13 protein-coding genes are annotated in these 10,926 nt (G+C 47.5%); 7 read left to right on the plus strand and 6 right to left on the minus strand.

Translation table 11 applies throughout. From position 1 onward, the window contains the following. The first annotated feature begins 199 nt into the window (after nt 1–199). Genes pyrF through JFQ59_RS09840 form a run of 3 tightly spaced genes read left to right on the plus strand, consistent with a single transcriptional unit; the run spans nt 200 to nt 2,167 of the window. Nucleotides 200–832, plus strand: a complete 633-nt coding sequence (pyrF, locus tag JFQ59_RS09830) for an orotidine-5'-phosphate decarboxylase (RefSeq protein ID WP_202320258.1) — start codon at nt 200–202, stop codon at nt 830–832. Continuing rightward, complete coding sequence (locus JFQ59_RS09835) at nt 774–1,412, plus strand: HAD family hydrolase (RefSeq protein ID WP_202320259.1); 639 nt, start codon at nt 774–776, stop codon at nt 1,410–1,412. Before pyrF ends, JFQ59_RS09835 begins: the two co-directional genes overlap by 59 nt. Next, the gene (locus tag JFQ59_RS09840; RefSeq protein ID WP_202320260.1) at nt 1,409–2,167 is read left to right on the plus strand and encodes a 4-phosphopantoate--beta-alanine ligase; all 759 of its coding nucleotides are present in this window, start codon (nt 1,409–1,411) and stop codon (nt 2,165–2,167) included. Before JFQ59_RS09835 ends, JFQ59_RS09840 begins: the two co-directional genes overlap by 4 nt. On the opposite strand, the gene JFQ59_RS09845 is transcribed toward JFQ59_RS09840, so the two are convergent. After that, nucleotides 2,157–2,576 (minus strand): PaaI family thioesterase, encoded by a 420-nt coding sequence (locus JFQ59_RS09845; protein ID WP_202320261.1) that lies wholly within the window; start codon nt 2,574–2,576, stop codon nt 2,157–2,159. The genes JFQ59_RS09840 and JFQ59_RS09845 overlap by 11 nt on opposite strands. 47 nt (nt 2,577–2,623) lie before the next feature. Continuing rightward, nucleotides 2,624–2,800 (minus strand): indolepyruvate ferredoxin oxidoreductase subunit alpha, encoded by a 177-nt coding sequence (locus tag JFQ59_RS09850; protein WP_202320262.1) that lies wholly within the window; start codon nt 2,798–2,800, stop codon nt 2,624–2,626. A 181-nt stretch (nt 2,801–2,981) separates the two neighbouring features. On the opposite strand from JFQ59_RS09850, the gene JFQ59_RS09855 reads away from it, so the two are divergent. Continuing rightward, nucleotides 2,982–4,238 carry a metal-dependent hydrolase family protein gene (locus JFQ59_RS09855; protein WP_202320263.1) on the plus strand — a complete coding sequence of 419 codons (1,257 nt, stop codon included), beginning with the start codon at nt 2,982–2,984 and terminating at the stop codon, nt 4,236–4,238. 4 nt (nt 4,239–4,242) lie between these two features. Here the strand turns inward: JFQ59_RS09855 and aspS are convergent, their stop codons facing one another. Beyond that, nucleotides 4,243–5,535 (minus strand): aspartate--tRNA(Asn) ligase, encoded by a 1,293-nt coding sequence (gene aspS / locus JFQ59_RS09860; RefSeq protein ID WP_202320264.1) that lies wholly within the window; start codon nt 5,533–5,535, stop codon nt 4,243–4,245. A gap of 78 nt (nt 5,536–5,613) precedes the next feature. Further along, nucleotides 5,614–6,591, minus strand: a complete 978-nt coding sequence (locus JFQ59_RS09865) for a DUF4367 domain-containing protein (protein WP_202320265.1) — start codon at nt 6,589–6,591, stop codon at nt 5,614–5,616. A gap of 82 nt (nt 6,592–6,673) precedes the next feature. Between JFQ59_RS09865 and JFQ59_RS09870 the strand changes: the two genes are divergently transcribed. Further along, nucleotides 6,674–7,429 carry a DUF169 domain-containing protein gene (locus JFQ59_RS09870; protein ID WP_202320266.1) on the plus strand — a complete coding sequence of 252 codons (756 nt, stop codon included), beginning with the start codon at nt 6,674–6,676 and terminating at the stop codon, nt 7,427–7,429. On the opposite strand, the gene JFQ59_RS09875 is transcribed toward JFQ59_RS09870, so the two are convergent. Together JFQ59_RS09875 and JFQ59_RS09880 are read right to left on the minus strand one after the other, a co-directional pair. Next, a complete protein-coding gene (locus JFQ59_RS09875; RefSeq protein WP_202320267.1) occupies nt 7,426–8,076 on the minus strand; it encodes a hypothetical protein in 651 nt (216 codons plus the stop codon). The two genes, JFQ59_RS09870 and JFQ59_RS09875, sit on opposite strands and share 4 nt — an antisense overlap. A 4-nt stretch (nt 8,077–8,080) precedes the next feature. Further along, nucleotides 8,081–9,070 (minus strand): CaiB/BaiF CoA transferase family protein, encoded by a 990-nt coding sequence (locus JFQ59_RS09880; RefSeq protein WP_202320268.1) that lies wholly within the window; start codon nt 9,068–9,070, stop codon nt 8,081–8,083. Between the two features lie 49 nt (nt 9,071–9,119). Here JFQ59_RS09880 and thrC point away from each other — a divergent pair, with 49 nt between their 5' ends. Both thrC and JFQ59_RS09890 read left to right on the plus strand, forming a co-directional pair. Then, complete coding sequence (thrC, locus tag JFQ59_RS09885) at nt 9,120–10,316, plus strand: threonine synthase (protein ID WP_202320269.1); 1,197 nt, start codon at nt 9,120–9,122, stop codon at nt 10,314–10,316. A 39-nt stretch (nt 10,317–10,355) separates the two neighbouring features. Then, nucleotides 10,356–10,925 carry an eight-cysteine-cluster domain-containing protein gene (locus tag JFQ59_RS09890; RefSeq protein ID WP_202320270.1) on the plus strand — a complete coding sequence of 190 codons (570 nt, stop codon included), beginning with the start codon at nt 10,356–10,358 and terminating at the stop codon, nt 10,923–10,925. The last annotated feature ends 1 nt before the right edge of the window (nt 10,926 follow it).

A 10,926-nucleotide genomic window follows, 5' to 3' on the forward strand; every position in this document is an offset into this window, starting at 1 on the left:
ATGGAGAGGGTGAGTGCAATAGCCAGCCAGACCCTCCAGGTTCTGATCGAGAACTTCAAGATATTTGACTCCACGGGCAATGACGTTTCAAGGGATTACGCTGAAATGATGGCAAATGGGGGGAGAAGACTATTTTGAATTTTTTCCCCAGACATGCCAGCTGGAAAAATAATATATCTTTTTTGATCTACCCTATTCGATGAAAGAGCTTGTACTTGCCCTTGATGTGCTTGACTCAGCCAGAGCCCTTGAGGTTGCAAAAAGCACATCAGATTACGTTGACAGGATAAAGGTTAACTATCCTCTTGTCCTCTCAGCAGGGCTCGGGATAATTGCGGAACTTGCAAAAGTCAAACCGGTAATTGCGGATTTTAAGATTGCGGACATACCCTACACAGCCTCTCTGATTGCAGAGATCGCCTTTGAAGCAGGCTCTTCTTCGGTAATAGCCCATGGCTTTTGCGGGGAGGATATGTTGAAAGAGGTTGTGGATGTTGCTGAGGGATACGGCGGAAAGGTTTATGCGGTCACCGAACTGAGCAGTCCTGGTGGGGAGGAGTTTATGTCACCTGTCGCCCTGAAAATCGTTGAAAAGGCGAAGAGGGCAGGATGTCATGGATTGATTGCACCGTCAACGAGGTTGAAGAGGTTAATGTTGATCAGGAAGGCTGCTGGAGATGAAATGGAAATCCTGTGTCCCGGACTCGGTGCGCAGGGGGGAAGCACTGAAGCTGTTAAATATGCCGATGCAATAATAGTTGGTAGGGGTATCTATGCAGCAGATGATCCGGGAAAGGCGGCAGAGCGATACAGAAGACTCCTCGAAATTTGAGCTGATAGCCTTTGATATGGATGGCACCCTAATAGAGCTGAACATACCCTTTGACGAAATAAGGGAGAAGCTTGGCATTAAGAAAAGGTTTATCCTCGAGTCCATCATGGAGGAAACGGATTTAGAAAGAAGACGTGAGATGTTCAGAATTCTGGAGGAATACGAGATCAAGAGCGCCCTTGATGCCGTTCCAGCCTACTACGCCAGAAAACTTATAGAGGGGCTTGACAGCAGGGTGATCAAGGGCATCATTACGAGGAACAGCAGGAGGAGTGCGGAAATTGTTGCTGAGAGGCTCGGGTTCAGCTTTGACTTCATCATCGGAAGAGAAGACGCCCATCCCAAACCCTCTCCAGCACCCCTAAGGCTTGCACTGGACATGTTCGACGTTGAACCGTCAAATGCGTTGATGGTCGGCGATTTTCTCTTTGATCTGCTGTCGGGAAGGGCTGCCGGTGTGAGGACTGCTCTGATCATTACGGAGAGAAACAGGGAAATGGTAAAGTCTTTTATCCAGTACGCAGACTATGTTTTCAACTCTCTTGAGGAGCTTGCAGAATTTCTCGGGGTGAGGGGATGACCGAGATTCCAAAAAGCCATCCAAGATACGTCTCGCTGATGACGAGGGAGCGGCTGGTGGAGGGTGTGAAGCTTGGAGTTACTGCGATGCAGGGATTGATCGCTCACGGCAGAGGCGAGGCTTTCGATTACATCCTGGGGGAGAAGACCAGAGAATTTGCGCTGAAGGCTGAGAAGGCTGCTGTAGCTTCGATGCTGCTGGCAAAACATCCCGTAATTTCCGTGAACGGCAACACTGCAGTTCTCGTTCCGGAGGAGATTAAAAGGCTTGCAGACGCTGTTGGGGCGAAGGTCGAGGTAAATGTCTTCCACTACAGTCCTGAGAGAGTGGAGAAGATTAAGAGTTACCTTGAAAGGTATGGAGTTGAGGTTCTTGCCGCCTGCGATGCAGTTCTCGATGGCCTTGAATCTGCGAGGAGGATTGTGGACAGCAGAGGGATTTTAATTGCCGATGTCGTTCTCGTTCCCCTTGAAGATGGAGACAGGTGTGAAATTCTGAAGAAACACGGAAAGAGGGTTATAGCAATTGATCTTAATCCATTATCGAGAACTGCAAGAATGGCGGACATAACTATTGTTGATAACATCGTGAGGGCTTTTTCAAAAATGATAGAGATGGCGGAAAAGATGAGGGAGTGGAGCAGGGAGGAACTGAATAGGATAGTCGGGGAATATGACAACTCGGAGATTCTCGCAGAAGCTGTCAGGGAAATAAAGAGATATCTGGAAAAAACCGCTGAGGAGATCACTCGTTGAACTTCCTGTCAGTGATGTAGAATGTTGCAGTTCCGGTTGCTATGAGGTCTCCATTTTCGTTTCTCACTTCCCCGTAACCAACAGCTACCTTGCCTCCGATATTCATCGGCATGCCAACTCCAACCACCTTGCCTTCGGTAACAGGCCGGATGTAGTGGATGTTCAACTGTGCAGTTACGGCTGTTTTGCCAATCTTAACGACCTCTCTGTTGACATTCAGTCCGATTGCCGAGTCAAGCACGCTTGCTATCGCCCCTCCATGAGCCATTCCCAGAGCCTGAACATGCTTGTTTTTTTCGATTCTCATTTCCACAATAATTCTGTCTCCCTGCAGTTTTGGAACCATTCCTGTGAGCCTGTACCACGGTGCAGAACCGACCACATTCAGCACATTCTCGAACCCGTCCATAAAATTGAAGGGAAATGAAATTTTTAATAATTTTCACTCTCTGCAGTCTACCACTCCACCGTGATAGCCCTGTTCGGACACGCCCTTACACATGCTCCACACTCCATGCAGGCATCCTCATCAACGAAAGCAACGCTGCCGTTGAGGTGTATGGCATTCCCCTTGCACTCGGCCAAACACAACCCGCATCCGTCGCATTTTGCCACATCGATGACCGCAGGCATAAATAATTGAAATGTATTTCGAAAAATAGATGTTGGGAGGTTTTGAAGAAATCAGTCAATTCTGTCCTCACATCGGCTTTTAATGGGATTATCGCAGATGCCACTCATCAGCAGCGAGTTTGTCTTCAGGATGAAAAATTCCAGCAGCAATCTTTAAATTGGTTTTGGATATGTAGTTCCCATGCTAGTTCTTGATGGTGGAAAAGTAATTGATCCTGCAGGGGATAGGGTAATAGGCAGAGGGAGGATAATTATTGACTCTGGAAAAATCGTTGATGCTGGCTCAGTTAGTGAGGTAGATGTGCCGGACAGCTCCTCAGTCATCGATACAGGCGGTTTAACGATTATGCCGGGACTCATCGATGCGCACATGCACATAACGGGGTTCAGGAGCGGTGACTATGTGCGGGAAAGTTTGCTGACACCTTTTGGCGTTTTTGTTGCGAGGGCCATAAAGGATCTCGAAGCCATGCTTGATGCCGGATACACCACGGTGGTGGATGCTGGTAGTATTGTTGCGCTGCATCTGAGGGATGCGGTTGAAGAAGGGGTCGTAAGAGGGCCGAGAATTCTGGCCTCGGGATATCCCCTCTCCCAGACCTTTGGCCATGGAGACATTCATTTCCTTCCTCCGGAGATGGCCGATCCGAGAACCTCGCCAGTAAAAATTCCCTTTCAGTCTCTGCTTTGCGATGGAGAGGACGAGTTCAGAAAGGGCGCCCGCTATGCCCTGAGGGAGGGTGCGGACTTTCTCAAGATTTTCGTAACCGGGGGTGTTGCCTCGCAGAAGGACAAGCCTGAGTACCCACAGATGACAAGAAGAGAGATTGCTGCTGTTGTTGAAGAGGCGAGAAGAGCCGGTAGATTCGTGCACGCCCATGCCGAATCATCTGAAGGCTACATCAACGCTGTGGAAGAAGGGGTGAGGACTCTTGCTCACGGGATGGATCTGAATCAGGATGCAGTAAACGTCTCTCTCGAGAGAGATGTCACCCTTATTCCAACACTCTCGATTGTCGATGTAACGCTGAAGTTCGGCCCCTCCATCAACCTTCCCGACTGGATGCTCGAAAAGCTTCAGGAGGTTCATGAAAGGCACATTGAGTCTGTCAAAAAAGCTTACAGAGAAGGTGTCAGACTGGCAGCAGGTACGGATTTCTTCATAGGTGCGAAGGATGTACAGCTTTACGGACTTAACAGTCTTGAAATTAAACTTCTTGTCAATTTGGGTGTTAAACCAATGGACGCTCTGAAGGCCGCAACCATTAACGCTGCAGTATCCGCTGGTTTGGACAGGATAACGGGTTCTCTGGAGACTGGAAAGGTTGCGGATATCATAGTTGTCGATGGGGACCCCACGGAAAATCCCGAAATACTTGTGAATCAGAACAACATAAAGATGGTAATCAAAGAGGGGAAAATTGTTAAGCAGATGTAAAAACTCAGGGAACGAGTCGATGCCTGTCCCTCGGGAAGAGAACGGCCTCTCTGACGTTCTTCAGTCCGAGCATTGACATCAGCAGTCTCTCCGCTCCCAGCCCCCATCCCGCATGTGGAGGCATGCCATAGCGGAAAGCTTCAAGGTAGAATCCGAAGCTTTCTGGCTCCATACCCTTCGCCCTTATGCTCTCAACGAGCATGTCATAGAGGTGAATTCTCTGAGCCCCGCTCGAAAGCTCAAGCCATCCGTGCATGAGGTCGAAGCTCTTGGTTATCTCCGGCCTGTCCTCATATGGCATGGCATAGAAGGGTTTTGATTCAGTCGGCCAGTCCACGATGAAATAAAGACCACCCAGTTCTTCCCCAACAAGCTTCAATGCGTTTGTGCTCAAGTCTTCACCCCATGGAATGCTCTCACCTTTTCTCTCTGCAAGTTCTCTTGCCTCGTCGTAGGTTATTTTCTCAAAGGGAAGTTCCGGAATTTCAATGGAAACTTCAAGCCAGTTAAGATATCTCTCACATTTTTCCGCAACATCGACGTAGATTCTGTGGACAAGTCTTTCAAGAACATCCATCACACCGTTGTGGTCTGTGAAACTCATCTCAATGTCAATCGAGATGGCCTCATTCAAATGCCTCGTGGTGTTGTGCTCTTCGGCCCTGAAGATAGGGCCTATCTCGAACACCTTCTCGAAGCCGGCCCCCATCAGAACCTGCTTGTAAAGCTGGGGGCTCTGGTTCAAGAACGCCTCCTTTTCAAAATAACTCAGTGGAAATAGCTCCGTACCGCCTTCAGTAGCAGTTGAGACAATTTTCGGGGTGTGCACTTCTATAAAACCCTCTTCTGATAAAAACTCTCTGACACTCTGCATCATCTGGTGCCTTATCCTGAAAATGGCCTGAACTCTCGGCCTTCTCAGATCCATAAAGCGGTGGTCAAGGCGTGTGTCAAGCTCTGCCGGAACTTTCTCCGTCACCTCCAGTGGCAGTGGAGCATCGGATCTGTTCAGCACCTCTATTGATTCTGGGATGATCTCAAATCCACCGGGAGCCTTGTCCTCTCTTTTTACCTCTCCCGTCACAGCGATTACGCTCTCCCTTCTGATTTTCTTGGCAAGTTTGAAGATTTCTTTGCTCACGAACTTCTTTGGCAGTGTGATCTGGGCAAATCCTTCTCTATCTCTCAGCAGCAGAAAAACCAGCCCGCCGAGATCGCGAACTTCGTGAACCCATCCATAGAGCGTGACTTTTTTACCCTCCATCTCGGGTTTTATGTCTGCGGTGTGAACTCGCATGCATTTAAGTGGAGGGGCAGTTTTTAATTTTATTTATTTGCCAGAGATGGACAGGACGAAGCTGAAGAGGATAAAAAATTATTTTAAAGATTCTGCAACCTTTGTGAGTTCCTCTTTTGTAATTGTACCGGAAATTGTTATTGTCAAACCATCTTTTTCAAACACGAGCAAACCGGAACCGGCAATTTCAGTGTAGTATCCCTTATTTCCGTTAATGTCTATCTCCTCGTAATTTCCGGAAATCGGCATTTTTCGGGTGGTTTCAGTTAGGACAAGTCCCCCATCACCATACATCAGAGTCACGGTGCTGTTTCCAATGACACTGACCTTCTTCAGCTCAAAGCTTGCTGTGTAGCTCGGAACGAGGATGGTGAAGTTAACGTGTTTCTGCGCCTCACCAACAGTATCGAAATAGCTGATGCCAAAGTCCTCACCTGTTTTTATCCTGGCTCCTTTGGGTGGAGTGAACTCAAAAAGACTGTCGTTCACACCGGTGTTAAACTCAACATCTCTGTATTCGATAACGGATTTAATGCCCATAAATTCCATTTCGATTCTCAGTGGATACCAGTGTTCTTTATCAACGTAAAGAACAGTCGGAGTAGCTGTTCCGTTTTTGGGAGTAAGCCTGAGTTTATAGCAATCCCTGCCGGAAACTTTCGAAATACCGAGAAATTCCACATTATATCGGTCGAGCATGTTTTTGATGTATTTTCCGTAATCAGGTTCCGCCTGCTGAATGCCAGTGTCCAGCACCGTGACCTCGTTGTTTTTCATGTCGTAGATCCACGTTTTGGATCCATTGGTTATGGTCAGCAACCCCATCTCCTTGCTGTACATTCTCGCCTTGTTCGGTTTTTTGAACACGTATTCATACGTCATCTCAAATTTGCCTGCTTTCCCTTCGGCTGAAATGACCATTGTACCCTTGAAATCCTGGATGTTCTCATATTTTTCCTCTAGCTTTTTCGCTATATCCTCCGCACTCATCACCCCTGTTTGTGTGCATCCCAGCACCAGCAGAGTGATAAACACGCATGCTAGCAGCCGTCTCATACTGACATGCCATCCCACCTCTATATAATACTTTTGCTAGCAGATTTCAGTCATTTTTTTAACTTAAATAATTAAAAATTTCATGGAGTGGAACGATATCGGAAGGGAGATTGTAGAAATTTTGAAGCTGAGAATACCACCCGTCGGTGTCGTGTTCTATGAGGAAAAATATGAGCCTGAAAAGGTATTCAAACCCTCCAAGTATGGAATAAAAATGGCCGTATGCCAGGCAATAGCCTTTGCACGTTATATCGGCAGAACCGTGGTTCTGGAGGCTGAGGACTTTGCGTGTCCACCGTCTGAAATTCTTTATGGTGTAGCATCATATGATGGAGGACTCAAGGAAATACTGCTTGGAGCTCAGTGGATAAGGGAGCCAGAATGCGAGGTTGTAGAGAGAACTCTTCCTCCGGGCAAGTACAAAACGTTTGTATTTGGGGACATGACAGGGATGAAGGAGAAGCCGGAAGTCATCCTGATTTTTGGAACTCCCGCCCAAATTGGGAGGCTGATTCAGGCAAAAACATTTTTTGGTGGAAGTGTGAAGGCGTCGCTTACTGCAAAAACTGCGTCCTGTGCCGAGGCTCTGTTTCCCGCATTACTAAGTGGGGAAGTCTCAATTGCCGTTCCGGGTGCTGGAGACAGAGTATTCGCTGCGGTAAATGAAACTGAAATGATATTTGCCATGCCATACGGTTGGACTGGCAGGATTCTGGAAGGTCTTAAAAACGCTGGCAAAGGGGCGAATATCAGCTATCCACCCTCTCCGTTCCTCATGTATACACCGAGATTTCCGAAACACTACAGAGAGACAGCAGAAAAGTTCAGGAGGATCTAGCGCTTTAGGGCTGTTATAACTCCGTGGCATCTGCAGGCAGTAGCTATCACAATATTCCTTCTTTTTTCTGCTTCCCTCAACACGTTGATAAAATCTCTGCCCTCTATCCCACCCAGTCCGGGTTTTAGCTGATGGCTTACGAGTACGAACGCATCAGGCCACGCATACCTGACAAGCTCGTGCATGGGGCAGGGTTTTCTGATTTTTGTTACGGGACAGATGTCGGGGGCCGGACATTTCTCAAGGCACTCGTGGTCCCGATTGTAGCTAACAACTAAGCTGCCCCTTCCGGATGAGATGACAACCCTTGTGGGCAAACCAGCAGCTATGCAGTCAACCACTTCGTACCAGGGCTCAAATCCGTATTTACGTCTTACAGCCTCTGCGGCAACATGAATTGGAGCTGTTGGAAATATGTATTCTATCCTCAAATTTCTGACCAGATCGGGCAGAATACTCACATCTCCTTTGAGAAAGAATTCTCCTCCATAATCAACTTCATCGAGACTGGGGACGACTTTGAGGGATAGTTCTTTCACAGCGGTGCAATCTTCACTTACGTCTATTACGATAAAATCTCTGTTTCTCTCCCTCAAATATCTCGCAGCCTCGACTCCGTATCTCCCTCCCCCTACCACAACGTCCATTTTATCACCTGAATGGCGGCCTGATCAGCCTGATTTTTCTCCCGTTCCATTCTATCTCTTCGACAATATTTTCCCCTATTCTTTCCTCGATTTTCTCCACCTCACCAAGACTTCTTACTTCAAAAGCGGGGATATCCGCCTTCTCAAAAATCTCAATCGCCTCTTCAGTGCTCATTGTTAGTAGCCTATCCTGAATGGCATTTTTTACTTCATCGTACCTAGAAAAGCTTTCGATCAGTGAAAAACTGAAGTCTAATCTCAGTATGTCGCAAAGTCTCCTCCAGAAGTGCTCCTCGGCAATTATACCTATGGTTATGTATCCGTCTCTGGTCCTGTATATCCCATATACGGGGTTGCTTGAAAAGGCCGGAAGGATGCCCATTCCATTGAGTATTGAGGAGCTGTGGATCGGAACCGAGAAAAGAGCTGAGTGAAACATGCTGATGTCTATGTATCTGCCCTTTCCGGTTCTCACCCTTTCAAATAAGGCTGCCAGAATTGCGATTGTTGCATACACGGCCGATGAAAAATCCGCCAACTGGACATTTGGGTCTCTCAGTTCCCGTATCCCGGCTATTTCAAGAATGCCACCCAGACCAAGGCAGTTCAGATCGTGAGCGGGAAGCCGGGCAAGTTTGTTCTTCTGACCGAAGGCGGATATGGAGCAGTAGATCACTGAAGGATTGACCTTCATTACACTTTCGTAATCAATACCCAGCCTTTTTGCAACACCGGGTCGAAATCCCTCGACAATCACATCAGCGTCCCTTACAAGCTCTAAAAACCGTTCACGCCCCTCGTCCGATTTTAGATCAACAAACAATGTCTTCTTTCCGTGATTCATGGCAGCAAACACAGCATCAAGCATTCTTCCGGGCTCTCCTCCCGGTGGTTCAATCTTTACAACCTCTGCCCCCAGCAATGAAAGCAAACGGCAGCAGAAGGGCCCGGGATAAAAGGCCGCAACCTCAATGACCTTAACGCCCTCGAGCATACAGATGATTTTTTTGAAGATTTATAAAGTGCATGATTTCACTTTTTTCATGTACTCTCTGAAATGCATTGAGTGTGGTAAGGAATGGGGCGACGATCACTACACATGTGAATGTGGTGGACTGCTTGAGGTCAGGATGAATCTTGACGAGATTGAAGTTGATTTCAAACTTGATGGTAATAACATCACCGTTTGGAAATACAAATCCCTACTGCCGGTGAAAATGGATCCTGTCTCACTCGGAGAAGGTGGCACACCACTGTACAGGGCAGAGAGACTTGAAAAGGAAACGGGAATTAGGAGAATTTATATTAAGCATGAGGGTCTGAATCCTTCGGGTTCATTCAAGGACAGGGGTATGACTGTGGGTGTAACGAAGGCAATGGAGCTAGGTAAGAGGGCTGTTGCCTGCGCATCAACGGGTAATACTTCAGCCTCAATGGCCATGTATGCGGCTAAAGCAGGGATGAGGGCCTATGTTCTGCTCCCTGCCGGGAAGGTTGCTCTTGGGAAGGTCGCTCAGGCTCTGATGCATGGTGCGAAGGTCATCGCCATTAAGGGAAATTTCGATGACGCTCTGAGAATAGTCAGGGAGGTTTGCGAAAAGGAGGGGCTGTATCTTCTGAACTCTGTCAATCCATTCAGGCCGGAAGGTCAGAAGACAATTGCCTATGAGGTTGCCGATGAAATTGGTGTACCGGACAGAGTCTGTCTTCCTGTGGGAAATGCCGGGAATATATCCGCAATCTACAAAGGCTTCAGAGAGCTTGTGGAGATTGGTTTGACCGAATCGATGCCCAAGATGACTGGAATTCAGGCTGAAGGCGCGGCACCGATATACAGGGCATTTGTTGAAGGGAAGGATGATGTGACTCCCGTGAAAAACCCGGAAACCATCGCTACTGCGATAAGGATAGGAAACCCTGTAAACGCAAGAAAAGCCCTGAAGGCCGTCTATGACACCAAAGGGCTGGTTGAGATCGTCAGTGATGATGAAATAATTGCTGCACAGAAATTCCTGGCTGCCAGAGAAGGTATAGGTGTCGAACCCGCTTCTGCCGCAAGTGTCGCCGGATTGAGAAAACTTGCTGAAAGAGGTGACATATCACCCGATGAAACTGTGGTGTGTGTTGTAACCGGAAACCTGCTTAAGGATCCTGAGACGGTTGTCAGGGTTTGTGGGGAACCTGTGAGTGTTGAAGCAAGCATGGAGGCAGTTTTAAATTCAATTTATAATTTAGTTTGAAAAAATTAGTTTTTTTAATTTTCATTGGAGATTACGCACATGAGGAAAATGTTTCTGGCCGGTTTGGTTGCTCTCTGTGTGGCTGCTGTTTTCATAGCGGTAAGGACCTGGGAAGCTCCAGGAGTGGAGTACCAGGTACTGGGCTGCGAGGGAAGTAAGATGCAGCAGTATTCTGGCTTTGAGGTTGTGGATGGTGATTTAAAGGCATATATCATGAGAAACTGCTGCAGCGATAAAATTACAGTTGAGAAGGATGGAAAAACTTACAGAATTGTAGAAATAGATGAGGACGGGAAGATTTGCAAATGCAACTGCATGGCCGTGGTGGAGATAAAAAATGTTGAAAAAGATGCGAGAGTTGTATTTGTGGACTTCACAGGAGAGAGAAAAGTTCTGAAAAACCTTGAGAATGAATTCTGCGGATGGTCGACCTATGCAGAATGCAAAAGCGATGCTGACTGCACTGTTGGTGGTTGCTCCGGACAGGTCTGCATGGGTTCCGGGGAGGACATCGTCACAACATGCGATTGGAAGGACTGCTATGATGCCAAAAAATTCGGGATGACATGCGGTTGTTTTGAGGGTCAGTGTCAGTGGGCGCAAAGTTAAT

It is taken from the genome of Archaeoglobus neptunius, assembly GCF_016757965.1.
In the GTDB taxonomy this organism is placed as follows: Archaea; Halobacteriota; Archaeoglobi; order Archaeoglobales; family Archaeoglobaceae; genus Archaeoglobus; species Archaeoglobus neptunius.